General features: G+C 60.8%; 25 protein-coding genes. 12 read left to right on the forward strand and 13 right to left on the reverse strand.

Going from position 1 to position 24,476, the window contains the following annotated elements; genetic code table 11:
* Positions 1-204 precede the first annotated feature (204 nt).
* From glgA to rsmC, 3 genes are all read right to left on the reverse strand, one after another.
* A complete protein-coding gene (gene glgA, locus G5182_RS08700) occupies positions 205-1,665 on the reverse strand; it encodes a glycogen synthase GlgA (RefSeq protein ID WP_216979571.1) in 1,461 nt (486 codons plus the stop codon).
* Positions 1,655-2,872, reverse strand: coding sequence for a glucose-1-phosphate adenylyltransferase (gene glgC, locus G5182_RS08705; protein ID WP_216952148.1), 1,218 nt, complete (start codon positions 2,870-2,872; stop codon positions 1,655-1,657). Before glgC ends, glgA begins: the two co-directional genes overlap by 11 nt.
* Positions 2,873-3,023: 151 nt before the next feature.
* Positions 3,024-4,052 carry a 16S rRNA (guanine(1207)-N(2))-methyltransferase RsmC gene (gene rsmC / locus G5182_RS08710; RefSeq protein ID WP_216979570.1) on the reverse strand — a complete coding sequence of 343 codons (1,029 nt, stop codon included), beginning with the start codon at positions 4,050-4,052 and terminating at the stop codon, positions 3,024-3,026.
* Between the two features lie 280 nt (positions 4,053-4,332).
* Between rsmC and dapA the strand changes: the two genes are divergently transcribed.
* Complete coding sequence (dapA, locus tag G5182_RS08715) at positions 4,333-5,205, forward strand: 4-hydroxy-tetrahydrodipicolinate synthase (protein WP_005357833.1); 873 nt, start codon at positions 4,333-4,335, stop codon at positions 5,203-5,205.
* A 91-nt stretch (positions 5,206-5,296) separates the two neighbouring features.
* Here dapA and G5182_RS08720 read toward each other — a convergent pair whose 3' ends face one another.
* Positions 5,297-6,265 carry an inorganic triphosphatase gene (locus G5182_RS08720; RefSeq protein ID WP_216979569.1) on the reverse strand — a complete coding sequence of 323 codons (969 nt, stop codon included), beginning with the start codon at positions 6,263-6,265 and terminating at the stop codon, positions 5,297-5,299.
* A gap of 169 nt (positions 6,266-6,434) precedes the next feature.
* On the opposite strand from G5182_RS08720, the gene G5182_RS08725 reads away from it, so the two are divergent.
* Together G5182_RS08725 and G5182_RS08730 are read left to right on the forward strand one after the other, a co-directional pair.
* Positions 6,435-7,115, forward strand: a complete 681-nt coding sequence (locus tag G5182_RS08725; RefSeq protein ID WP_005340244.1) for a TIGR00153 family protein — start codon at positions 6,435-6,437, stop codon at positions 7,113-7,115.
* A gap of 25 nt (positions 7,116-7,140) precedes the next feature.
* A complete protein-coding gene (locus tag G5182_RS08730) occupies positions 7,141-8,406 on the forward strand; it encodes an inorganic phosphate transporter (protein ID WP_005343043.1) in 1,266 nt (421 codons plus the stop codon).
* Positions 8,407-8,497: 91 nt separating this feature from the next.
* On the opposite strand, the gene G5182_RS08735 is transcribed toward G5182_RS08730, so the two are convergent.
* Together G5182_RS08735 and metB are read right to left on the reverse strand one after the other, a co-directional pair.
* Positions 8,498-10,954, reverse strand: coding sequence for a bifunctional aspartate kinase/homoserine dehydrogenase II (locus G5182_RS08735; protein WP_216979568.1), 2,457 nt, complete (start codon positions 10,952-10,954; stop codon positions 8,498-8,500).
* A complete protein-coding gene (metB, locus tag G5182_RS08740) occupies positions 10,954-12,126 on the reverse strand; it encodes a cystathionine gamma-synthase (RefSeq protein WP_227341473.1) in 1,173 nt (390 codons plus the stop codon). Before metB ends, G5182_RS08735 begins: the two co-directional genes overlap by 1 nt.
* Positions 12,127-12,346: 220 nt before the next feature.
* Between metB and metJ the strand changes: the two genes are divergently transcribed.
* From metJ to G5182_RS08755, 3 genes are all read left to right on the forward strand, one after another.
* Positions 12,347-12,670 carry a met regulon transcriptional regulator MetJ gene (gene metJ, locus G5182_RS08745; RefSeq protein ID WP_005340251.1) on the forward strand — a complete coding sequence of 108 codons (324 nt, stop codon included), beginning with the start codon at positions 12,347-12,349 and terminating at the stop codon, positions 12,668-12,670.
* A 41-nt stretch (positions 12,671-12,711) separates the two neighbouring features.
* Positions 12,712-13,446 (forward strand): AraC family transcriptional regulator, encoded by a 735-nt coding sequence (locus G5182_RS08750; protein ID WP_227341472.1) that lies wholly within the window; start codon positions 12,712-12,714, stop codon positions 13,444-13,446.
* Positions 13,447-13,518: 72 nt separating this feature from the next.
* Positions 13,519-13,857 carry a tRNA-binding protein gene (locus G5182_RS08755; RefSeq protein ID WP_227341471.1) on the forward strand — a complete coding sequence of 113 codons (339 nt, stop codon included), beginning with the start codon at positions 13,519-13,521 and terminating at the stop codon, positions 13,855-13,857.
* A 72-nt stretch (positions 13,858-13,929) separates the two neighbouring features.
* Here the strand turns inward: G5182_RS08755 and G5182_RS08760 are convergent, their stop codons facing one another.
* Complete coding sequence (locus tag G5182_RS08760; RefSeq protein WP_227341470.1) at positions 13,930-15,201, reverse strand: aromatic amino acid transport family protein; 1,272 nt, start codon at positions 15,199-15,201, stop codon at positions 13,930-13,932.
* A gap of 123 nt (positions 15,202-15,324) precedes the next feature.
* Here G5182_RS08760 and G5182_RS08765 point away from each other — a divergent pair, with 123 nt between their 5' ends.
* Positions 15,325-15,642: a hypothetical protein gene (locus tag G5182_RS08765; RefSeq protein WP_227341469.1), complete on the forward strand. Its 318-nt coding sequence runs from the start codon at positions 15,325-15,327 to the stop codon at positions 15,640-15,642.
* On the opposite strand, the gene cysQ is transcribed toward G5182_RS08765, so the two are convergent.
* Positions 15,639-16,451 (reverse strand): 3'(2'),5'-bisphosphate nucleotidase CysQ, encoded by an 813-nt coding sequence (cysQ, locus tag G5182_RS08770; RefSeq protein ID WP_005357849.1) that lies wholly within the window; start codon positions 16,449-16,451, stop codon positions 15,639-15,641. The two genes, G5182_RS08765 and cysQ, sit on opposite strands and share 4 nt — an antisense overlap.
* A 37-nt stretch (positions 16,452-16,488) precedes the next feature.
* On the reverse strand, positions 16,489-17,097 hold the full coding sequence (gene nudE / locus G5182_RS08775) for an ADP compounds hydrolase NudE (RefSeq protein WP_216959555.1): 609 nt from the start codon (positions 17,095-17,097) through the stop codon (positions 16,489-16,491).
* A 143-nt stretch (positions 17,098-17,240) separates the two neighbouring features.
* Here nudE and yrfG point away from each other — a divergent pair, with 143 nt between their 5' ends.
* Complete coding sequence (gene yrfG / locus G5182_RS08780; protein ID WP_203977625.1) at positions 17,241-17,921, forward strand: GMP/IMP nucleotidase; 681 nt, start codon at positions 17,241-17,243, stop codon at positions 17,919-17,921.
* Positions 17,922-18,006: 85 nt separating this feature from the next.
* On the opposite strand, the gene G5182_RS08785 is transcribed toward yrfG, so the two are convergent.
* The 4 genes from G5182_RS08785 to G5182_RS08800 all read right to left on the reverse strand — a co-directional run bounded on the left by G5182_RS08785 (position 18,007) and on the right by G5182_RS08800 (position 20,608).
* Positions 18,007-18,219 (reverse strand): hypothetical protein, encoded by a 213-nt coding sequence (locus tag G5182_RS08785; protein ID WP_040067337.1) that lies wholly within the window; start codon positions 18,217-18,219, stop codon positions 18,007-18,009.
* Positions 18,220-18,333: 114 nt separating this feature from the next.
* On the reverse strand, positions 18,334-18,672 hold the full coding sequence (locus tag G5182_RS08790; protein ID WP_216959552.1) for a DUF1294 domain-containing protein: 339 nt from the start codon (positions 18,670-18,672) through the stop codon (positions 18,334-18,336).
* Positions 18,669-19,259: a sugar O-acetyltransferase gene (locus G5182_RS08795; protein WP_227341468.1), complete on the reverse strand. Its 591-nt coding sequence runs from the start codon at positions 19,257-19,259 to the stop codon at positions 18,669-18,671. Before G5182_RS08795 ends, G5182_RS08790 begins: the two co-directional genes overlap by 4 nt.
* 86 nt (positions 19,260-19,345) lie before the next feature.
* Complete coding sequence (locus G5182_RS08800; RefSeq protein WP_227341467.1) at positions 19,346-20,608, reverse strand: MgtC/SapB family protein; 1,263 nt, start codon at positions 20,606-20,608, stop codon at positions 19,346-19,348.
* 215 nt (positions 20,609-20,823) lie between these two features.
* Between G5182_RS08800 and G5182_RS08805 the strand changes: the two genes are divergently transcribed.
* The 4 genes from G5182_RS08805 to cysW all read left to right on the forward strand — a co-directional run bounded on the left by G5182_RS08805 (position 20,824) and on the right by cysW (position 24,455).
* Positions 20,824-21,825, forward strand: coding sequence for a sulfate ABC transporter substrate-binding protein (locus G5182_RS08805; protein WP_128814869.1), 1,002 nt, complete (start codon positions 20,824-20,826; stop codon positions 21,823-21,825).
* Positions 21,826-21,881: 56 nt separating this feature from the next.
* On the forward strand, positions 21,882-22,457 hold the full coding sequence (locus G5182_RS08810; protein WP_227341466.1) for an RBBP9/YdeN family alpha/beta hydrolase: 576 nt from the start codon (positions 21,882-21,884) through the stop codon (positions 22,455-22,457).
* Between the two features lie 271 nt (positions 22,458-22,728).
* Positions 22,729-23,568: a sulfate ABC transporter permease subunit CysT gene (gene cysT / locus G5182_RS08815; RefSeq protein ID WP_139436707.1), complete on the forward strand. Its 840-nt coding sequence runs from the start codon at positions 22,729-22,731 to the stop codon at positions 23,566-23,568.
* Positions 23,565-24,455 (forward strand): sulfate ABC transporter permease subunit CysW, encoded by an 891-nt coding sequence (cysW, locus tag G5182_RS08820; RefSeq protein WP_227341465.1) that lies wholly within the window; start codon positions 23,565-23,567, stop codon positions 24,453-24,455. The genes cysT and cysW overlap by 4 nt, the downstream gene beginning before the upstream one ends.
* Positions 24,456-24,476 lie beyond the last annotated feature (21 nt).

The following is a 24,476-nucleotide window of genomic DNA, read 5'->3' on the forward strand; positions in this document are numbered from 1 at the left end:
AGAGGGACTCGAACCCTCACATCCGTGGGACACTAACACCTGAAGCTAGCGCGTCTACCAATTCCGCCACCTTCGCATCACTGCGGAGGGGGATTCTATAGAGTTTTGGGGGAGCGTCAACAGCCAAAGGGGACTTTTTTCGCTGTTGACGCCCAAAGTGGCGCCAAGGGTACAAAACTTCAGCAATTAGCCGACGTCTGGCATTCAGTAACGGCCCAATGCGTTCTGATACATCCGTTCATACTGGGTGACCGAGTCAGGCCAGTTGAAGCGGGTGTTCATGGCATTGCGCTGCACCTTGGCAAAACGCTCCTTGTCCTGCAGGAAATAGAGCAGGCTGCGGCGCATGGTATCGAGCAGGATGGCGGCAGTCGGATCGTTGAAGCAGAAGCCGGTAGCATGCTCGGGATCCGCATCCCAATCCACCACGGTATCTTTCAGACCCCCCACGGCGCGCACCAGTGGCAGGGTGCCATAGGCGAGACTGTACATCTGGTTGAGGCCGCAAGGCTCGAACAGAGAGGGCATCAGGAAGAAGTCGGCACCGGCTTCGACCAGATGAGCCAGCCGATCGTCATAGGTGTTGATGAAGGCGAGCTTGCCCGGATAATCCCGGGCCATGGTTTGCAGTTGCGTGGCGAGCGCAGGATCGCCAGAGCCGACGATCACCACTTGTACCTGATGGTGGAGGAATTTCTCCAGCGCAGGGAGCAGCAGGGGAACGCCCTTCTGCTCGGTCAGGCGGCAAACCATGCCGTAGATGGGCAAGTCCGCCACGGCCAGCCCCGCCTCCTGCTGCAGGCTCTCTTTGCAGATCTGTTTGCCAGCCATGTTGTCGATGCTGTAGGTCGCAGGCAGGAATTCGTCGAACTCAGGATCCCAGTCCTTGTAGTCGCAGCCGTTGAGGATGCCGCAGAGATCTGCCGCCCGCTGCTGGAAGATATGCGCCATGCCGTGGGCGCCGAGGTGAGTCAACAGCTCCTGGGCATAGTTGGGACTGACCGCATTGATCTTGTCGGCGTAGAGCACCCCGCATTTGAGCAGATTGACGTGGCCGTAGTCGTAGTTGATGCGGCGTTCGTAGTCGGCGATCTCGGGCATGGCCCAGAACTGCTCCCGCCCGAATACTCCCTGAAACGCCGCATTGTGAATGCTGATCACGCTGCGAGTCTGCTGGAAGAAGGGGTTGTGGGCGTGACGGGTTTTCAGCAGCAGTGGCAGCAGGCCGGTGTGCCAGTCATTGCAGTGGGCGATATCCGGGGCAAAGCCGAGCTGCTCGCAGGCATGGAGGGCCGCGGCAGAGAAGAAGGCAAAGCGCTCGCCATTATCCGGATAGGCCTGATTGTTCTCGGCGTAGAGCTGGGGACGATCGAAATATTGCGGGCAATCGAGCAGATAGACGCAGACGCCATCCAGCTCCATCTGGTAGATGCGATAACCGATATCCGGCAGCCCGGGGTGGGTTGGCAACCAGCGAGAAGCGACCAGTCTGGCCTCATCCCGTCGCTTTATCGTCTTGTAGAAGGGGAGCATGATCCTGACATCATGCCCCTTCTGGGCCAGGTACATCGGCAGGGCTCTGGCGACATCCGCTAGGCCCCCGGTCTTGACCAGCCCCTCAACTTCCGAGGCAACAAACAGGATTTTCAGTGGGTTAATAGCCAACTCTTGCTCCCTTAGGTACCACCACGATACCGCCTTCGGATACGGTAAATCGCTCTCTATCGTGGTCCAGATTTTCACCGATAACGGTGCCGGGCGCAATTTCAACATTTTTATCTATAATCGCGCGCCGGATGGAGCACCCCTCACCAATCTTGATATCCCCCAGTAACACCGACTCACTGATGTGGCTGCAGGGGCCAATATTGCAGCGGAAACCGAGGATGGAGCGCTGGATCTGGCTGCCCTGAATGAAACAACCGGCGGAGATCAGGGAGTTGGCTATCTTCACCTTGCACTCGTCGCTGTCGATGAAGGTAGCTGGTGGCAGCGCCGGATAGTGGGTGTGCAGTGGCCACTTGCGGTTATAGAGGGAGAAGGGGGGATTGTCGGCCACCAGGTCCATGTGCGCTTGCCAATAAGAGTCGAGAGTGCCCACATCCCGCCAGTAGACGTGCGGTTTCTCGCCGGGGATGACGTTGGTGCTGTAGTCATAGACATAGACGGGGGCGCGCGGGTAGAGGCTCGGGATCACATCCTTGCCAAAGTCGTGGCTGGAGTTCTCCTCGGCGGCATCCCGCTTCAACTCACGGCAGAGGGCATCGGTCTCGAAGATGTAGTTGCCCATGGAGACCAGCGCCTGGGTCGGATCGCCGGGAATGTGCTTGGGCTGCTTCGGTTTCTCCTGAAAGCCGATCATCCGTCCTTCGGTATCTACCTCTATCACCCCGAAGGCGCTCGCCTCTTCGATGGGCATGCGCAGGGCCGCGACTGTCATGGCAGCATTTTTTTGTTTGTGGAAAGTGACCATCTGGCTCACATCCATCTTGTAGATGTGGTCGGAGCCGAAGATGCAGACGTGATCCGGTTCGGCCCGCTCGATAAAGCCGAGGTTCTGGTAGATGGCATCGGCGGTGCCGTCATACCAGCGTTTGCCCATCCGCATCTGGGCCGGGATGGGATCGATAAAGCGGTCGGTGATACCGACGATATTCCACCCCTTCTTCATGTGCAGATAGAGGGACTGGGATTTGAATTGGGTTAGTACATAGATGCGTAGAAAGTCTGCGTTGACGAAGTTGTTGAGGACAAAATCGATCAGCCGGTAGCTGCCACCGAAGGGGACGGAAGGCTTGCTGCGGGTGGTGGTCAGAGGCTGCAGGCGAGTACCTTCGCCACCAGCCAGGATCATGGTCAAAATGCCAGCCATCGTATTTCTCTCCCTGAATGAACAACATGAAAAGGTTTTCAAAGCTCGGTATAAAAACACCCCTAAAGGGGTGGTTTTTATCGTGCTCTTAGTACCTTACCAGATCCCGTATGGGGCTCTCTAGCTGTTTTCTTGTACTGCTTACACTTAATTACACTTTGCTCAGATAGACCTTGAATTTGGCATCACTGCTGATCACTTCAGTCCGTTTGAAGTGTGTCTCCAGTATAGGCTGGTAGCGCAAGAAGGCGTTGGCAACAATGGTCAGCGAACCATTTGGCAGCAAAAATTCCGGCGCCTTGGCCAGGAACTGCTCGGTCGCCGCATAGAAGGTTTTGAGACCCGCATGGAATGGCGGGTTGGAGACTATGTGCTGGAAACGGGTGGAGAGATCCGAATAGACATCGGAAGCGGTGACCTTGCCCTGCAGACCGTTGATCGCCAGGGTGCGGCGGCTCGATTCGAGCGCCAGCGCGCTGATATCCACCATGTTGACCCGCAGATCCGGATTGCGCTTGGCCAGCACAGACCCAATTACCCCGGCGCCGCAGCCAAAATCGAGCAGCTCGCCCTTCATCGGTGGCACGGCGGCCAGCAGCATCTGGGTGCCGAGATCCAGCTCGGCGGCGCTGAAGACGCCGGGCAGCGCCAGCACGGTCAGCTCGGTATCACCCGCCTTGCACTGATAGCGGCCAAACCAGCTATCCAGATTGAAAGGTTCAACCGGCTTGCTCAGCTCACCGTGATAGAGCGAGCAGCGGCGCGCCGAATCGCGCTTTATCGGCTTTTCGCCATAGGGGGCCAGCAGCTTGTCGGCGCCATTGATGCCGCCGCGGTTTTCACCGGCCAGGAACAGATCGGCACCCGCTTCCAGCAAGGGGGTCATCATGGCCAGCAGATATTGTGCCTCGGCCTTGGCCTTGGGCATCAGCAGCAACAGGGCATCGAAGCGGGGGGCACCACCTAGCTGGTGGTCAAACAGGATCGCCTCGCCGAGGGCGGCCTGCTGGCTGCGGTAGTAGCAGTAATCGGTGGTAAATACGGTCAGGGTCTGGGCCAGGCTCGCCAGTTGGCGGGGGTAGTCATCCTCCAGCGCGCCGCAGACAAGTAGCCGCTTGCCGACAAAGAGGGCTTGGTTTCGTTCCAGCATCTGGCTGACGGCACTGATTGGGCTGCTCATCGGGTCTCTCCACGCAATTTTGGGCGGCCATTATACATAGCCCCTTTCGCCTTGACATTTATGCCGTGTTCCCGAAATATGCCCAGACACCATTTTTTGACCAGAGATGACGAAATGCGGTTCAACGGGTTGAAACGAAAGCACAAAAAAAGCCTGAAATTCGGGCCTGCCGACGTTCGCGCGTAACCTCTCATCCCTGAGAAGCTTCAAACCCCGGTTGCGCACATCGTACCGGGGTTTTTTATTGCCATATGCGCGTCATTTAGGAGAAGGAGATCCCATGTTTCAAGGTTCAATCGTTGCGTTGATCACCCCGTTTCGACAGGGAAAGCTGGATGAAGAGGCGCTGCTGCGTCTGGTGGAGTGGCATATCGAACAGGGCACTCACGGCATTGTGCCGGTGGGCACCACGGGGGAAAGTCCGACCCTGACCCACGACGAGCACTGCCGGGTGGTGGAGCTGGTGGTCAAGCAGGTCGCTGGTCGCATTCCGGTGATTGCCGGGGCCGGTTCCAACAATCCGGTCGAAGCCATCGAGTACACCCTCCATGCAGAGCGGGTGGGGGCCGATGCCACCCTGCATGTGGCTGGTTACTATAACCGTCCCAATCAGGAGGGGCTCTACCACCACTTCAAGGCGGTACACGACGCCACCGCCAAGCCGATCATTGTCTACAACATCCCGCCGCGCGCCATTGTCGATGTGCAGCCCGCCACTCTGGCCCGTCTGGCCGAACTGCCGCGCATTGCCGGGGTGAAAGATGCCACCGGCGATCTGGCCCGCCCCTGGACCGAGCGTCAGCTGATCAAAAAGCCCTTCGCCTGGCTCTCCGGTGAAGATGCCACTGCCGTCGCCTACAACATCGGCGGTGGTCAGGGCTGTATCTCGGTGACCGCCAACGTGGCCCCCAAGCTGGTGGCCGAGGTGCAGAACCTCACGCTGGCTGGCAAGTGGCAAGAAGCGCGTGAACTGCAAGACCAGCTGATTCCGCTCCATCAGGCGATGTTTGCCGAGCCGAGCCCGGCCGGTGCCAAGTATGCCGCCTCTCTGCTCGGTTTCTGCAGCGAGGAGTGCCGTCTGCCGGTGATGCCACTGTCGGAAGCGACCCGCGAGCGCATTCGCAGCGCCATGCAGCAGCTCAACCTGCTGTAATGCAAAACGGGTGAGCCAAGGCTCACCCGTTTTGTTTTTGGCTTTTGTTTCCGGTCTTTATTTCCGACCTTTAGTACCGGTATGGCCACGCTCAGGCTGCGTGATGCAGCCATGTGGCGATGGCCAGCTGCAACTCGACATACGCCGGATAGAGGAAGAGATCGGCCAGTTCGGCAGGCCACTCGTTTTGCTCGTCCGATTGGGCTTGCAGATGGGCGTGCAGGCTGGTCAGAGCTGGCAGCCAAGGTGCGGGTTGTGGCAGCGCGGCCGCAGTGCGGGCGACCAGATCGATCCCCTGGCACAGGGCCGCGAGTGCCTGCTGTTGAATGCCTTTATCCTGAGGATGCTCCAGCCAGAGCTGCTCGTGGTGCTGCCAGTGACGCAGCCCCTCGCTTACCCCCGTTATGCCATCCATACCTTCATGCTCGACCAGCGCCTGCAGGGACAGCGGTTTGCCAAGACCAGCCAGTCGATAGCCGCGCTGGGCCTTGGATTGGGCGCCAAGGCGCAGCCCGCCGATCCTAGCGAGGCGTTGGGCCAGCGCAAACAGCGCCGCGGTAGCGCCTGATTTGAGCTCCAGTTCCAGTTCGTTGATGGTGGTGCTGCCTTGGCTGCCGACTATCTCGCCCTGATCCCAGGCCAGCTCAATCTTGGCCCCCTCGAAGACGATCAGCCAGTGGCGGCGCAGGAAGTCGGTGCGAAACTGGGCGACCAGCTGCTGCTGAATGTGGTCACGCTCGGTCAGGGTCGGCCAAATTTCATCGGGAAAGGCCGAGAGGGTCGGCAGATCGCCGCTCACGGGGGTGTTGTACTCGGGTCTGGCGTGCAGGCCGCCCACCACCTGGCCACGGCATTTGATGGTCTGTTCGGCGAAGGCGTTGCAGCGGCGAATGCGCAGCCCCATCTCCAGCTGGCGCAGAGCCAGGGTCGGCGTATCGAAATAGACGTTGCCGAGCTGCTGTTGTGACGATTCTTTAATCTCAAGAGAATTCAGCAGGTTGGATAACTTGGCTTGAATGTCGCGGGCGACAAAAAACTTTATCTCGATCTCAGTTTGCATAGTCATTCCGGGCTGGCAGGCAACTTTGGGGGGCAGGATTCGGGTCGCGGGGATATAATGCCCGCGAGACGACTAGATTAATTCGCGGTTTAATTGAGGGCGCAGTTCGGTTACCATGCGCGCCTCATAAAATCGTATCGAGTGTTTTTTCACCGACACAGGTTTGGCCATGCCAGTAAATACTATTTTGGGGCTTTTTGCCAAGTCCCCCATCAAGCCGCTGCAGAAGCATATCGTCAAGGTTCACCAGTGCTCCCAGCAGTTGGTTCCCTTCTTTGACGCCGTTGCCGAAGACCGTTGGGAAGATGCCGAGAAGATCCGGCAGCAGATCGCCCAACTGGAAAAAGAGGCAGATACCCTCAAGCGCGAAATCCGTCTGAAACTGCCTCGCGGCCTGTTCCTGCCGGTTGCACGTACCGACCTGCTGGAGCTGTTGACCCAGCAAGACAAGATTGCCAACCGTGCCAAGGATATCTCCGGCCGCATGCTTGGCCGTCGCATGGAGTTCCCCGCCGAAATGCGGACGGATTTCATGGCTTACCTCAAACGTTGTATTGATGCGACCGCTCAGGCCGAGAAAGCGATCGGGGAGCTCGACGAGCTGCTCGAGACCGGCTTCAAAGGACGGGAAGTGGAAATGGTTGCCGAGATGATCCATCAGCTGGATCTGATCGAGGACGATACAGACACCATGCAGATCGGACTGCGCCAACAGCTGCAAGCGGTTGAGCACAATTACAATCCGATCGATGTGATGTTCCTTTACAAGATCCTCGAATGGGTAGGTGACCTGGCAGATCAGGCCGAGCGCGTAGGCGCCCGTCTGGAACTGATGCTGGCTCGTTCGTAATCGACTGACTGGGTAAACACTACTAATGGACATTATCGCGAATTACGGCACCACTCTGGTGCTCGTGGCGGCCTTGTTCGGCTTTTTGATGGCTTGGGGTATTGGCGCGAATGACGTGGCCAACGCCATGGGCACATCGGTCGGCACCAAATCCCTGACCATTCGTCAGGCGATCATCATTGCCATGATCTTCGAATTTGCCGGTGCCTATCTGGCCGGTGGCGAAGTGACGGCCACCATCCGTAACGGCATCATCGACAGCAATGCGTTTGTCGATAGCCCGGACCTGCTGGTGCTCGGCATGATCGCCTCCCTGCTGGCGGCGGGCGCCTGGTTGATCCTCGCCTCCTACTTCGGCTGGCCTGTCTCCACCACTCACTCCATCATCGGCGCCATCGTCGGTTTCGCTGTGGTGAGCATTGGCCCGGAAGCGGTGCAGTGGAGCAAGTTTGGCGGCATCGTTGGCTCCTGGGTCATCACCCCGGCCATCTCAGGTGTCATCGCCTACTTCATGTTCATCAGCGTGCAGAAGCTTATCTTCAACACCGATGATCCCCTGAACAACGCCAAGCGCTATGTGCCGTTCTACATGTTCCTGACTGCGCTGGTTATCTGTCTGGTGACCATCAAGAAGGGGCTGACCCACGTCGGTCTGCACCTGAGCGATGGTGAGGGCATTCTGCTTTCCATCGCCATCTCCATCGCAGTGGCGTTTGCCGGCTGGATCTACATTCGCGGCCAGAAGTACAACCCGCAGGATGACAGCAAGATGCACTTCGCCAACGTGGAGAAGGTGTTTGGCATCCTGATGGTGATCACCGCCTGTGCCATGGCCTTTGCCCACGGCTCCAACGACGTGGCCAACGCCATTGGCCCGCTCTCTGCGGTGGCCTCTATCGTGGCTTCCGGTGGCGAGATTTCCAGTCAGGCTGCCATTGCCTGGTGGATCCTGCCCCTCGGCGGTATCGGTATCGTGATCGGTCTGGCGACCATGGGCGAGAAGGTGATGGCGACGGTCGGTACCGGCATCACTCACCTGACCCCGAGCCGTGGTTTTGCTGCCCAGCTGGCCACTGCCGCGACCGTGGTGATTGCCTCCGGTACCGGTCTGCCCATCTCTACCACCCAGACCTTGGTCGGTGCTGTGATGGGGGTTGGCCTGGCGCGCGGTATTGCGGCGTTGAATCTGGGTGTTCTGCGCAACATCGTGGTCTCCTGGATCATCACCCTGCCTGCTGGTGCCATTCTGGCTATCGCGATCTTCTACGTGCTGCAGGCCTGCTTCTCCTAATCGAAGCGGCATTCAGCAAAAAGCCCGAGTCATCGACTCGGGCTTTTTTATTGTGCGCGGGAGAGAGGTGCAGCTCCCTTTGCAATCTGCTTTAGAGGCTGGCGCAGATTTGCCACAGATCGTACTGGATAGCGGCGGCGGTCACTTCCCGACCCGCCCCCGGCCCCTGGATCACCAACGGGTTGGTGCGGTAGCTGTCGCTCTCGATGGCGAAAATGTTGTCGCACGGCAACAGGTTGGCAAACGGGTGGTGGGGCTCCAGCGCCTCCAGTCCGACCCGCGCCTTGCCGTCATGCTCGAAGCGGGCCACGTAGCGCAGCACCTTGCCGAGGCGCTTGGCCCCTTCGAAGGCGGTCTGGATCGGGCCATCCAGCTCTTTCAGTCTGTCCATGAACTGATCGGCGGTCACCTTGCGCAGCGGGACGGGCACCAGATTCTCCAGCTCGATATCGGCGGAGTCGAGCTCAAAGCCTGCTTCCCGCGCCAGAATAAGCAGCTTGCGCCGTACATCCTGACCGGAGAGATCCTCGCGGGGATCCGGCTCGGTCAGGCCGTGTTGCCATGCTTCGTCCACCAGCTCGGAGAAGGGGCGAGTGCCGTCATACTGCTGGAACAGCCAGGAGAGGGTGCCGGAGAAGATGCCGGAGACCCCCTGAATGCGGTCGCCGCTCTGACGCAGCATCTGGATGCTGGACTGGATTGGCAGCCCGGCGCCCACGGTGGCGTTGTAGCGCCACTGCACCTGATGGTCACGGCAGGTCTGCTTGATGCGCTGGTAGAACTCGCTGTCGGCGGCGCCGGCAAACTTGTTGGCGGCGATGATATGAATGCCGAGCTGGGCAAAATCCGGATAGTAGCGGCTCACCGTTTCGCTGGCGGTCATGTCCAGCGCAATCAGCGCATCGAAGCCGTGCTGCTCAAGCTGGGAGAGCAACTCCGGCCAGATCAGCGGCTTGGGGTTGAAGTTGTCCTGTACCTTGAGGGGGTTGAGCCCCTCTTCATCGAGCAGGCCCCCTTCCGAGCTGAACACGCCGTAGAGGGTGAGCGCCAGATTGAGCTCATGTTCCAGCCGTGCCTTTTCACGGGCGTAGAGGCTGAGCCAGTGGCCGCCGATATTGCCCTTGCCGAACACCACCAGTCCGACCCGGGTCGGGCGGCTGAAGAGGGCGCTGTGCAGGGCGATGAGCAGCGGCTCCAGCACTACCTGACGCAGCACGGCCACCAGACTCAGGCCATCTCGGGCCACCTGGACGAACTCCAGCGGTTGATCTGCCAGCAGCTGATAGAAGCGGTGACACTGCTCCGCGTTGTCGGTGACACCGGCGCCGACCAGCGCCACCAGACTGTACCCCTCTTTCTGGATGAGGCCGGTGAAGCTCCCTTGCAGCTGGAAGTCGCGCAGCAGCTCGAAGGCGCCCTGTGCTACCTCAAGGGTGTAGGCGAGGCGCAGGATCCGGCGATCCGGCTGGCGCTGCAGGGTGAGCGGGTTGAGACGGTGACGAGCCAGATGGGCCTCGATGGTGGCCACAGTCTGCTCATAGTTGGTCTGTGGCAGCACCTTCAGCTCGATGAGGGCGATCTGATCCACCGAGGAGACGATGCGGGCGCCGCCGGAGCGGGGGGCGCGGCGCAGGATATGGGTACAGCCCTCGTCCGGGTTGTAGCTGCAGCGCAGGGTGAGGCGTTGGCGGCTGTCGGCCACCGGTTGCAGGGTGCGCGAGTGCAGCACCGAGGAGCCAAGGCGGGCCAGCTCGTTGGCTTCGGCGAGGCTCAGGCGCTCCAGCAGACGCGCTTCTTTCACCCGACGCGGGTCGGCGCTATAGACCCCGGCCACATCGCTCCAGATGGTGGTGGATTCGCCGTCCGCCAGCAGGGCCAACAGGCTGGCGCTGTAGTCGGATCCATTGCGACCGAGCAGCAGGGAGCGCCCCTCCATGTCGGCGGCGATAAAGCCGGTTACCACGATGCGACCGGCATGCTCCGCCAGTCGCGCCTTGAGCAGCTCGCTGGAAAGCGCGGTATCCACCTTGACTAGAGCGCCATCCTCGGCGCGCAGGAAACTGCGGGCATCGAGCCAGATGGCCTTGTCGCCGCGGCTGGTGAGCAGGGCTGCCAGCAGGCGCGCCGACCACACTTCGCCAAAGGCGAGCAGGCCGTTGCGGGCGAAGCGATCAAACTGTCCCTCCAGCGTTTTGGCTATCAGTTGCATGTCGTCGGCCAGCTGCTTGCTCAGATCGAGCTGCAGTTCACCCTCCAGCAGGCCGTCGATCAGACTCTGCTGATAGGCCTGCAGGGCAGAGATGGCTTCACCGGCGGCTTCGTCCCCCGCTTCGGCCAGCTCCACCAGCTGGATCAGCCGGTTGGTGGTCTTGCCGGCGGCGGAGACCACGATCAGTTCATCCCCGCCCACCTGTTGTTCAACGATACTGGCGACCCGGCGATAACAGACCGGATCCGCCAGACTGCTGCCACCAAATTTGTGGACGTGACGCCGCTTCAATCCTGCTTCTGTGGCCACCGCGATCTCTCCTTGTTGCTGCTGTTCCATTACTTCGCTACCTGTTCTGCCTGCTGCGCCTGTTCAAAAGCCTGAGCCAGATCGGCCACCAGGTCTTCACCGTGTTCAATACCGACCGACAACCGCAGCAGTTGGGCGCTGATGCCTGCTGCTTGCTGCGCCGCCGGGGTCATGGCCCTGTGGGTCATGCTGGCCGGATGGGCCACCAGACTCTCCACCCCGCCGAGGGACTCGGCCACCGAGAAGAGGGTGAGGGCCGCGAGGAAGGCGCGAATGCCTGCCTCGCTGCAATCGAGTTCAAAACTTAGCATGGCGCCGAAGCCGGACTGTTGACGGCGCGCAATATCGTGGCCCGGATGGCTCGGCAGGCTGGGGTGATAGATGCGTTTCACCAGTGGCTGCTGTTGCAGGAAGGCGAGGATGCGATCGGTGTTCTCCTGATGGGTGCGCAATCTGGGGGCCAGAGTGCGCAGGCCGCGCAGGGTGAGGTAGGAGTCGAACGCCCCGGAGGTGAGCCCCAGACAGTTGGCCCACCACACCAGCGACTCGGCCAGTGCGGCCTCCTTGGCAATCGCCCCCCCCCCCACCACGTCTGAGTGACCGTTGATGTACTTGGTGGTGGAGTGCACCACCACATCGGCACCAAGTGCCAGCGGCTGTTGCAGCAGGGGGGAGAGGAAGGTGTTGTCCACCACTACCTGTGCACCCACCTCATGAGCTGCGCTGGCAATGGCGCTGATATCCACCACCCGCAGCAACGGGTTGGAAGGGGTCTCGACCCATACCAGCGCAGGCTTCTGGGCCAGAGCGGCGGCCAGTGCGGCCTCATCCCCCTGATCGACAAACTGCACCCGGTAGTGGCCCTTGGTCGCCAGATACTCGAACAGGCGCCAGGTACCGCCGTAGCAGTCGTGAGGGGCAATCAGCAGATCCCCAGCCTTGAGCAGGGCGGTGGTGACCAGATGGATAGCACCCATGCCGGTGCCGGTGACCACGGCGCCAGCGCCCCCTTCCAGTGCCGCCAGCGCGTCCGCCAGATTGGTGCGGGTCGGGTTGCCGGAACGGGCATAATCGTATTGACGGGGTTCGCCAAAGTCGGCAAAGGTGTAGTTGCTGGAGAGGTAGATAGGCGGCACCACTGCACCGTGTTGCTGGTCTGTCTCAATCCCGGTGCGAACCGCCAGGGTGGCCTTGTGGGTCATGTTTCTCTCCTTGATCTCTCTGGACGGTGGCCGCTCTTCCTGCCACGCTGCTTTTGCCACACGCAATCGTGCCAATGCTGGCATCATGATGAACCACACTACGCCAGCTTAAAAAAGCCGTCAACACTTCCAGACGTCTAAATGGCTTTGCTGTTGGATTGCCATTAATTTCCTTAAGGGTTAAAATCCGCGCTCACGGCTAAATGAGAACAGGTGAGTCATGGGAACAGAGTGGAACGGCGACTACGTCAGCCCCTACGCGGAACACGGTAAGAAGAGCGAACAGGTCAAGAAGATTACCGTCTCGATCCCGCTCAAGGTGTTGAAAGTGTTGACCGATGAGCGCACCCGCCGTCAGGTGAATAACCTGCGTCATGCGACCAACAGCGAGCTGCTCTGTGAAGCCTTCCTGCACGCTTTCACCGGCCAGCCGCTCCCTTGCGACGAAGATTTGCGCAAGGATCAACCAGACAGCGTCCCTGCCGAAGCGCGTGCCATCATGGAAGCGCTGGGCAAAGAGATCGAAGATTTCGACAAGGAATAACCCCCAATGACGCGGCCCTGGCCGCGTCATTGCTATCTGCCATGTCCCGCTTCAGCCTGCGCCACTATCACCACCACGTCTGCAGCCATAGCCACGACTTTGCCCAGCTGGTGATCCCCCTCGACGGCCCCCTCGAGATCGAGGTGCAGGGCCGGGGGCGCAGACTTGCCCCCGGTTCTGCCTGCATCATCGCTCCCGGCGAGCGGCACGACTACGCCGCCGATCCCGCGCTTTCGTTTCTGGTGCAGGAGAGCGACTGGCTACCCGGGGATCTGGCGGCCTGCCCCTTTATCGAGCTGGATGAGCCCCAGCGCCACTACCTCGCTTTTCTGCACCGCATGGTGGCCGAAGGGCGGCAGGTGGCGGGCATGGCGCAGGTGTGGCTCTCCCTGCTGGCGGAAGGGCAGGGGATGCAGAGAGCAGCCATTCCACGCCTTGCCGCTCGCATCCTCAAGGTGCAGCGCCATATCGATGCCAACCTCGCCGCCCCGCTGACCAATCAGCAACTCGCCACCATCGCCTGCCTTGGCCAGAGCCAGTTCAAGCTCGCCTTTCGCCAGCAGCTGGGGGTAAGCGTCTCCCACTACATTCGCAGTCGACGCATGGCGCTGGCGCGTACCCTGCTTGCCGGTACGCAACTGCCCGTTGGGGAGATTGCCAGCCGCTGCGGTTACCAGAATCAGGGGGCTTTCGGCGAGCGCTTCCTGAGTGAGACCGGGCTCACTCCGTCCCTCTGGCGCCAGCAAAACGGCCGCCTGCCGCAACGAAACGGCTGATCGCCGAAGACGAGATGCTCTCTTTGGGCCATGCTGCGGGTCATGCAAGGTGCACGATAAACAGGAGCAGAAATGGAGACGATTAGCTGGCAGGATTTCGAGGTGGTGGAGCTCCGGGTGGGCACCCTGGTGCGGGTCGAGCCGTTCCCCGAGGCGCGTAAACCGGCCTACAAGGTGTGGGCGGATTTTGGCCCTGAACTGGGGGTTCGCAAGAGCAGTGCCCAGATCACCGCCCTCTACCAGCCAGAGCAGCTGGTGGGCCGCCAGATCATCGCCGTAGTCAACTTCCCGACCAAACAGATTGGCCCGTTTCAGTCGGAGTTTCTGCTGACCGGTTTCTACCGGCCGGATGGCGCCGTGGTGATGGCCATTCCCGAGCGGGCGGTGGAGAACGGCGCCAAGCTGGGCTGAGTTCACGCCCGAACAGAGACAAGAGAGGCGACCCCGGGGTCGCCTCTCTTTTTTGTTTTCTGCTGCGAGTCGTTACTTCAACAGGCTGAAGATCAGCGCCGATACCGCCAGCGACCCGGTCAGCAGGATAAAGCAGTTGGTCCAGCCGTGACGGAAGCGGGCCAGCGCCTCCACCTTGTAGATGGCAATCACCGGCATGATGAACAGGATCATGGCGATAACCGGGCCGGAGAGGGTCTCCATCAGCCCCAGAATGCCCGGGTTGATGACTGCGGCACCCCAGATGGCGAAGAACATCAGGGCGATACCCAGTTTGTCTGCCTTGGCCAACGGCAGGCCGGTAGGCTTGGCGATCAGGCTTTTCAGGCTTTCACGGGCACCGAGGAAGTGGCCGAGGAAGGAGGAGCTGATGGCGATAAAGGCGATGAGCGGCCCCAGAGTCACAATCACCGGGTTGTCAGTGATGTTGGCGAGATAGGAGAGCACAGAGACGTTTTGGGCCTTGGCTTCAGCCAGCTGGGCTGGCGAGAGGCTCAGCACGCAGGAGAAGACGAAGAACAGCACGAAGCCCAACAGCATCACTGTGGTGTTGCGCAGGATCAGGCCGCTCTTGGCTTCCGCCTGCTCGCCATATTCACGGCGCTGCACGTTGGCAAAGCCGGAGATGGCGGCGGCGTGGCTGAAGGCGAACACGGTGACCGGCAGCGCCAGCCAGACGGTGTTGAGGAAGCTGACTCCTTCAAACGCGGTCACTTCCGGCCACTGCCACTGAGGGATCAGGTAGCAGGAGAGGGCCGCCAGAATGGCCGCCAGCGGATAGACCATAAAGGCGAAGGCGCGCAGCATCGCTTTCTCACCCGCCAGCATCACGGCGATCATGGCGAATACCAGCACGCCGGAGAGCATCACCCGATCCGGGGTCGCCATGCCGAGCTGGTTGACCATAAAGCTCTCCACCGTGTTGGTCAGTCCGACCCCGTAGATGAGCAGGATCGGGAAGATGGAGAGGAAGTAGAGCGCCGAGATGAGGCGACCGGCCATCTTGCCGAAGTGCTCCTCCGCCACTTCGGTGAAGTCGGCGTGGGGGCGTGACGAGGAGAGCACGAAGCGCGCCAGCCCGCGGTGGGCGAGGAAGGTCATGGGGCCTGCCAGTACCGCGACGATGACGAGAGGCCAGATGCCGCCCAGACCCAGATTGATGGGCAGGAACAGGATACCGGCGCCAACGGCGGTGCCAAACAGGCTGATAACCCAGTGGGTGTCGTGACGGCGCCAGCGGGTGATGCTGGCTGTGGTGGAGCAGGAACCGGATAGCTCCTTGGTAGCCTCTACAGATAAACTCATTACTAATTCACTTTTTGTCAGTGTTTTAATCTGAGTTAATTGTGGTTTATCGGGATTTAATTCTCAAAAAGCGGGGCTGAAACATATCACTGCCATTGCGGGGTTTAGCCAGCGAGATTGGGAATGGAATCTTGGTCACAGAATGCAACAAAACTGACAATGGTGATTTTTGTGAAATATAAAACCAAATTTTTATCTGCGATCATTTTTTTATTTTGGCTAATAAGGTGTTTTCAGAATTACGTGAAAAATCGCACCATTTCTCGCCGACCAATTGTGATGTTTCACTATCATTTCGCTTCTTTGCCAGCGTATCACGCTGTTCAAGAGCGCCTTGACCAGCGGATCACACCGGCCATCACCCGGGGCAACTTCCCTGAAAAAGCAGGCGGCCATCGGGCCGCCTGCTTGTCTGGTGTGATGACATCGCTATCCGCCTAGTGGGCCAGAATGTTGCCCCAGGCGAGATCCGGATCCCCCATCACGATAAAGTCAGGGTTCTCCAGCGACTCGGTTTCGTTGTAACTGAGTGGCTGCAACGCCAGGCTGAGGATACGGCCACCGGCTGCCTCGACGATGCACTGGGCGGCGGCGGTGTCCCACTCGCCGGTGGGGCCTAGTCGTACGTAGCAATCGGCAGCCCCTTCCGCCACCAGACAGGATTTGAGGGAGCTGGAGCCAAGCGGGATCAGCTCGTAGTTGATGGCCGGGTTGAGGCGGCGGGTGAGGTTCTCCAGCTTCTGGCGGCGGCTGATGGCTACTACCAGCGAGTCGGGCTGGTCATGCTCGTGATGCATAGCGCTGATGGGCAGTACCTCGCCATTCACCTCCTTGAAGGCGCCGTAGCCGCGCACCGCCCAGTAGAGCACGTTGGACTCGGGGGCGTAGATGACCCCGAGCACCGGCACATTGTCCCGCACCAGGGCGATCAGGGTGGCGAAGTCGCCGCTGCCCGCAATAAATTCGCCAGTGCCGTCGAGGGGATCCACCAGCCAGTACTGCCGCCAGTTGGATCGTTGGCTGAAGGGGATGTCGGCCGCCTCTTCGGTCAGCACCGGCACATGGGGAGTGAGCGCCGACAGCGCCTGTTTGAGGTAGGCATCGGCAGCAAGATCGGCACTGGTGACCGGAGTGGCATCCTCCTTCAGCTGACGCTCGAACTGACCGCCATGATAGATGTCGTGAAGGATCCTTCCGGCTTCGCGGGCAATCTCCTTGACCCCCGGCACCCAGGCCAACAACTCCTGCATCTCGTTATCCTCTGTCTGTTAACTGCCCGTCTGCGGGCTACTCTGCCTGCTCCGCCAGCCACTTTTGGGCCAGGAGCAGGGCACTGATGCTGCGCGACTCGGTGAAGTCGGGTCGCGCTAGCAATTCGTCGATCCGGTTCAGCGGCCAGGGGATCACTTCCAGCGGTTCGGGCTCGTCGCCGATCCGCTGCTCGGGGAAGAGATCCCGCGCCAGCAAAATGTCCATCCGGCTGGAGAAGTAACCGGGCGCCAGCGACACCTGTTTGAGCAGGGTCAGGCTGTTGGCGCCAAAGCCCGCCTCCTCCATCAGTTCCCGGTTGCCCGCCTCGAAGGCATCTTCGCCCGGGTCGATCAGCCCCTTGGGAAAGCCCAGCTCGTAGGAGTGGGTGCCGGCGGCATATTCGCGCACCAGCAGCAGGGTGTGGGCATCGAACAGCGGCACCACCATGACGGCGCCACGATTGCCGCCGCGCATCCGCTCGTAGACCCGCTCTTCGCCGTTGGAGAACTTGAGGTGTAGCGATTCCACCTTGAACAGTCGGCTCTCGGCCACGATATCGGCCTTGAGGATCTCCGGCTTGCTCTTGGGATGATCCAGTTGGTCGATCGAAATCTGTTCGGGGGGGCTTTTGTGGTGCTCACTCATCAGGGGTGACGGCTCGTTAAAAAATCGTGCTTCAAGAGTAAACGACTCTCACACCGAACACCACGGGCCAGGGATGGCAAAGGGGGAGGAAAAATCCGTTATACTGCCGCCCCGTTTTCCGAGATCCGCGCTCAAGAGGCCCGATGCCACACTCCCGCTCCACCACCTTGCCTTGGCACCAGATTGATACCGTCTTGCTCGATATGGATGGTACCCTGATCGATCTGCATTTTGACAACCACCTCTGGCAGCAGCTGGTGCCGGAGCGTTACGCCGAGCGGCTCGGCCTGCCGCTGGATGAAGCCAAAGCGCAGATCGACGTCCACTATCACGCCGTCAACGGCACCCTGAACTGGTACTGCGTGGATTACTGGAGCGAGACCCTGGGGCTCGACATTCGGGCCCTCAAGCAGGAGCTGCTGGCGAAGATCCAGTGGCGTCCCCACGCCATCCCCTTTCTGGCCGCGCTGCGCGCCGCGGGCAAACAGCTGGTGCTTTTCACCAATGCCCACCCCGCCAGCCTGTCGGTGAAGGATGCGCAGCTGGGGCTGAGCGACCATCTGGATCTGATGGTGAGTACCCACGAACTGGGCTGGTCGAAGGAGAGCCAGCACTGCTGGCAGGCACTGGCCGAGCGGCTGGCGTTCGATCCGGCCCGCACCCTGTTTGTGGATGATAGCGAGCGGATCCTGCGGGCTGCCGCCGACTATGGTATCGGCTATCAGCTGGCGATCCAGAATCCGGATAGCTGCAAGCCGGAGCAGAGCATTACCGCTTTTCCGGCGATCCGCGACTATGCCGAGTTGCTGCCGCTGGCAATCTGAAGCAGTTCAAACAAGAGAGGGCTGCATCATGCAGCCCTCTTTCTTTGATTTGAATTTTGGTTATCTGACGCCTGATGGCGAAAAATCACAGCTCCCGAAACGGGCGCCGCTTCTCCTCTTCGATGACGATCGCCTCCAGATTGGCGATCCGCTCCTGCAATTCTCTGATGATCATATCCTGCTTGCCGAGGCGGTCGGTGATGCGTGCATCCCCCATCTGGTAGCGGGCTCGCTTGCCGAGGTATCCGAACAATAGGCTGATAAATACGATCAGGACTATGCCTGTCCACATGGTCATGTCACGACTCCTTGTCGTCTATAAACGGCGAAAACGCTGATGGGATCTGTTCTGTTTTCTCACAGCCGCCAATTGGCCGCAATGGGTCCCGTTTCGCCTTTGTGATGCAGTTGGCTATTGCTGCCAGAGTGGCCGCCCGACCCAGAGCGCCCACAGGGTGAGGTGCAGCAGCACGATAAACCAGAAGACCAGCCGGTAGCTGCGCTTCTGGGTCTTGTGACGCAGCCACTGGCGGGCCACCAGTGCCCCCGGCCAGCCGCCGCACAGCTCCAGCAGGTGCAGGCGAGATTCGGGAATGCGCCATTCACCGCGCACCGCCTGCCGCTTGTCCCAGGCGTAGGCGACTACCGTGAGCAGGCTCATGAAGAGCAACACGGCCAGCGGCCACCACTGCTGCTCGCCGAGGCCGAGCCAGAGGGCGGCGCCCAGTGGCAGCAGTGCCAGCGCCATCACTGGGCCAGCTCCCAGCAGCGCTCCTCATCCTGCTTGAGTTTGCGGATCACCTTGGCCGGATTGCCCACCGCCACCGAGTCGGCCGGGATGTCGCGGGTGACCACGGCGCCGGCGCCAATGATAGAGCGAGGCCCTATGGTGACGCCGGGGCAGATGATGGCACCACCGCCGATCCAGCAGTCATCGCCGATCCGCACCGGCTTGTTGTAGGCGGTCCAGTTGCGTCGCTCCAGATAGTTCATGGTGTGGGTGGCGGTGTAGATCTGCACGTTGGGGGCCAGCAGCACATGGCTGCCGATGTGCACTTCACCCACGTCGAGAACGGTGATGTTGAAGTTGAAGAAGGTCTTCTCGCCGATATGAATGTTGCGACCAAACTCGCAGGTGAACGGCGTGCTGATCCAGCAGGAGTCGGGGCAGTGGCCAAAGAGCTCGCGGCAGATCTGCTGGCGCAGAGGGCCATCGCCTGCAGGTGAACCATTGAGCCGGGCCAGCAGCGCCTGACCGCGGATCCGGTCGTTGGCTATCTCCTCGCTCTGGCTATCCAGTGCCCCGCCTGCCAGTACCTTGTCCCAGTCGCTCGCCATTGCTACCTCCTCATGCTGCAAGAGCAGGCAGTATACGTGACTGTCAGGGGCGCCGTCAGTCTGTCACTCGTTGCAGGTGATCCCGGTCATCCTGCTGGCCAGAGGAGGGGCAGGATCAGCAGGGCCGAGACGAAGTAGGGGAGCAGCACCCGCAGCCCCAGACTGCGACCGCCGATGCCGAGGGCAAGCAACCCCTTCACCAGCGAGTTGATCAAACCGGCCAGCAGGATGCCGCGAGCGGCGACCTCCAGTGCCAGCTCCTTGTGGGAGAGCTGGGAGAGCGACAGCGTGATGGCGTCCACATCGGTGATCCCCGACACCAGCGCCAGCAGGTAGACCCCCGAGTTGCCCACCTTGCTCTGCAACAGTGTGGCCATAAAGCCGATCAGTGCCAGCAGCAGGCCGAACTTGATGGCGGTGGCCAGATCGAGCGGGTTGCTGGTTTCCGGTTTTACCGGGCCGTCGGTCAGCTCTTCGCGTTGGCGCCAGAACCAGAAGGCGAAGCCGTAGACGGTGGTGGCCAGCAGCAGCAGGGGGGCGACGAGGCGCATCGCCAGCTCGCTGTGAATGAGCAGCACCAGCACCAGCAGCCGCAGCCACATGGTGGCCCCTGCCAGCAGGATACCGGTGGCCAGCAGCCGCTCCAGCCCGCCCTGCTCCTTGTTTAGGCGGGCGAACTGCAGGGTGAGGGCGGTGGAGGAGGCCAATCCCGCCAGTATGCTGGTGAGCACCAGTCCGGCGCGGGTGCCGAGCAGCCGCACCGCGAAGTGGCCACAAAACGAGATGCCGGCGATCACCACCACCATCAGCCATATCTTGAAGGGGTTGAAGGCATCGAGGGGCCCCATCTCCTCGTTGGGCAGCACCGGCAGCAGCACCAGCGAGATAAGCAGAAAGCGCAGGGTGGCGTGGAATTCGGTTTCGCTCAGAAACAGCATCCCCTGCTGGATCTGCCCCTTCAAGCCCATCAACAGGGCGGCCAGCACGGCGCAGGCCACCGCTTCGCTCGGGCTCAGCAGCACCGACATCAGCCCCAGCAAATAGGTGAGCAGCATAGCTACCGAGCTGGTGAGGCCAAACTCCCCTTGCCAGCGCTGGGCCAGCCAGACCGAGAGGCCGCAGCCGATCACCACCGCCAGCAGGCCGAGCAGCGGCAGCCAGGGGCCCAGGGTGGGCAGTAGCAAACCGCACACCCCGCCGAGCAGGCCGATGAGACCATAGGTCCGCATCCCGGCGATGCGCTGGTTGTCCCCCAGCTGGCGCACCTGCCAGCCCCGCTCAAGTCCAATGATAAGGCCGATGGCCAGCGAGACCAGGGCACCGTTGACCGGTTCTGCATTGATCCACATAACGACTTCCTTTTCGTCATCTGCCTGCCTTGTTCCCATGATGGCACAGGACGTAAGGAGGCAGAGGGGCATGGCTCACAGAGTCTGCGTCCGACTCCCGGTGCGGGTGGCTGAGCTGATATGAGCAAAAGAGATAAGCAAAGAGTTATTTCTTTCTTCTGGGCATAACAACTCCACGGCATGCTGTTCTCAACCCAACGATATGGAGGTTCACCATGAAACTGCGAATGACCGCCCTGACCCTGCTCTCTCTGCTGGCATTTGGTCAGGCCAATGCCGCCGAGATCCGCCTGCTCAACGTCTCTTACGATCCGACCCGCGAGCTGTTTCAGGAGTACAACGCCGCCTTTGCCAAGGAGTGGAAGGCCAAAACCGGTGACGACGTGGTGGTGAGCCAGTCTCACGGTGGTTCCGGCAAACAGGCCCGCGCCGTGGTGGATGGACTGGAGGCCGACGTGGTATCGCTGGCGCTCGCCTACGATGTCAACGCCATCGCCAAGGCGGGGCTGACCGCTGCCGACTGGCAGAGCCGACTCGGCAACAACGCCTCGCCCTATACCTCCACCATTGTCTTCCTGGTGCGTAAGGGCAATCCCAAGCAGATCAAGGATTGGGATGATCTGGTGCGCAAGGATGTCGCCATCGTGACTCCCAACCCCAAGACCTCCGGCGGGGCACGCTGGAACTATCTGGCCGCCTGGGGGTATGCCCTGAAGAAGAGCGGCAGTGAAGAGGGGGCCAAGCAGTTTGTCGGCGATCTCTTCAAGAACGTGAAGGTGCTGGACTCAGGCGCCCGCGGTGCCACCACCAGCTTTACCGAGCGCGGTCTCGGTGACGTGCTACTGGCGTGGGAGAACGAAGCCCTGCTGGTGCTTGGTCAGGCGGGTGCCAGCGACAAGTTCGAGCTGGTGGTGCCTTCGGTCTCCATTCTGGCGGAGCCGCCGGTCGCGGTGGTGGACAAGGTGGCCAAGAAGCACGGTACCGAAGCGGTGGCCAAGGCCTATCTCGATTATCTCTACTCTGACGAGGGGCAGCATATTGTCGCCAAACATCACTATCGCCCCAGCAACCCGGCGATCCTGAAGGAGACCGCGGCCCAGTTCCCGCAGCTTGCCCTCTTTACCGTCAAGGATCTGGAAGGGGATTGGGAGAAAGCCCAGAAGAAACACTTCGCCCAGGGTGGTTTGTTTGACCAGATCTATCAGCCGGGTCGTTGATAGCTTCGTTATCCATCACTGAACTGGCCCCTGTGCCAGCCGATAGGAGCACCAAGATGAACAAGATCCTCCTGGTTCCCGGTCTGCACAACAGTGGGCCGGATCACTGGCAGAGCCGCTGGCACGATCATTTTCCCCAATGGCAGCGGATGACCGGGCTACCGTGGGACAAGCCGGACCTCAGGGTCTGGAGTGCCAAGCTGGCGAGCAAGCTGAAACGTCGCCGCAGCCGGGTTCATCTGGTGGCTCACTCTTTTGGCGCGCTGACTGCCATTGCGGCGGCCCGCTTGCAGCCGGAGAAGGTGGCCTCGATCTTTCTGGTGGCGCCCGCCGATCCTGCCCGTTTTGGCATTTCGGATGAGGCCTTGGCCGGGCCGCTGCAGGTGTCGGCCCAGCTGGTGGCCAGCCGCAATGATCCCTGGATGAGCTTTGAACGGGCCGAATACTGGAGCCGTCAGTGGCAGGTGCCGCTGTTCGATGCCGGTGAGGCGGGCCATATCAATGCCCAGTCCGGTCATGGGGATTGGCATCAGGGGCTGCATTTGCTGGGGGCTCTCTACCGCCGTGGTGAGCTGGTAGTGGCACCGGTCAAGGCCGCATCGCCCCGGCCGGTCGTATTGGGCTTTCGCTAGGTATCTGTGAAGTGGTTGGAGGGTTGTCGGGCGCGCTGTTCGCTGGCTACTCCATGCCCCCGTTCTTTGAATGCTCCGCTCCGTATTGCTCCATTTCTTAGGTCTTTTATTTATATAAAAGACCTTTTTTTATCTGGAGTGCGCCAAGAGCCTTGTGACTCTGCGGTTAGACAAAAAAGTGATTAGCAAAGTCGCAATTGATGTTTGTTGCCGATGAGGGGAGTGCGCAGAATCACCATATCGAAAATTCTTCATAACAGATGGATGTGTTATGCGATTTGGTTCTTATTCTGTCCTGCCCGGTTTTGGCCCCACCTTGGGGTTCAGCCTGCTCTATCTGGGCCTGCTGGTGCTGTTGCCGCTCTCGGCCCTGGTGCTGTTTGCGATCAACAACCTGACCGCCGCCGAGTTCTGGCAGGTGATCGGTTCACCCCGGGTGCTCGCCTCCTTTCGCCTGAGCTTCGGTGCGGCCTTTGTCGCGGCGCTGCTCAACAGCCTGTTTGGCCTGATCCTGGCCTGGATCCTGGTGCGCTACACCTTCCCCGGTCGTCGTCTGGTGGATGCGCTGATCGACCTGCCATTTGCCATGCCGACTGCTGTATCCGGCATCGCCCTGTGCGCCATCTTCGCCCCCAACGGCTGGATCGGCCAGTTGCTGGCGCCGCTCGGCATCCAGCTCGCCTACAACCCCATCGGCGTCGTTATCGCACTCACCTTTATCGGATTGCCGTTTGTGGTGCGCACCCTGCAGCCGGTGCTGCGGGAGGCTGAAACCGAGCAAGAGGAGGCCGCCGCCAGCCTCGGCGCCGATCGCTGGCAGACCTTCCTGCGGGTGCTCTGGCCAACTCTGGTGCCAGCTCTGCTCACCGGGTTTGCGCTGGCATTTGCCCGCGCGGTGGGGGAGTACGGCTCCGTCATCTTCATCGCCGGCAACCTGCCTATGGTCTCGGAAATCGCGCCGCTGATGATCATGAGCCACCTGGAGGAGTATGACTACGCCGGTGCCTCTGCCATTGCCGTGGTGATGCTGCTGATTTCGTTCATTTTGTTACTGCTAATCAACAAGTTGCAGGCCTGGAGCTGGTCTCGCATCGGAGGGAGCCGGATATGAGTTCATCTGCTATCGCCATTGAGGCGGCCTCTGTGGAGGCAACCCCCGCTCGCAAGGCGCCGGTCGTGATCCGCGAGCCCCAGTGGGTCAAATGGCTGCTCATCACGGTGGGTCTCGGCTGGTTTGCCGCCCTGTTGCTGCTGCCGTTGGCCACCGTCTTTATTCAGGCGCTGACGCCGGGGCTCGCCTTCTTCTGGCACGCCATCAGCGAGCCGGATGCCCTGAGCGCCCTCGGTCTGACAGCACTGGTGACGCTCTGCGCCGTCCCACTCAATCTGCTGTTCGGGATCGCGGCGGCCTGGGCCATCGCCCGCTTCCGCTTCCCGGGTCGGCAGCTGCTCATCACCATCATCGATCTGCCCTTCTCGGTGTCGCCGGTGATCGCCGGTCTGATGCTGGTGTTGATGTTCGGCAGCCGCGGCTGGTTCGGTGACTGGCTGAGCGAACACGACATCAAGATCATTTTCGCCACACCAGGGATCATCCTGGCCACCACCTTCATTACCGTGCCCTTCGTAGTGCGCGAGCTGCTGCCCCAGATGGAGGCGCGCGGCCCGGAAGAGGAGGAGGCGGCCATCATGCTGGGGGCGAGCGGTCTGCAGATGTTCTGGCGCGTCACCCTGCCCGGCATTCGTTGGAGCCTGATGTACGGCCTGCTGCTCTGTACCGCCCGCGCGGTCGGGGAGTTTGGCGCGGTGTCGGTGGTTTCCGGCCATATTCGCGGCCAGACCAATACCCTGCCGCTGCATATCGAGATCCTCTACAACGAGTACCAGACCGGCGCCGCCTTTGCAGTGGCAAGCCTCTTGGCTCTGTTCGGGATCTTCACCCTGCTAGGTGAAACCCTGTTGGCCCGGCTGCGTGCCCAGCCCACCAAATCTCAATGAATTACCGTTTTAAAGAGGCAG

Origin of the sequence: Aeromonas sp. 600948, assembly GCF_049174875.1 — a bacterium.
Lineage (GTDB): Bacteria > Pseudomonadota > Gammaproteobacteria > Enterobacterales > Aeromonadaceae > Aeromonas > Aeromonas veronii_A.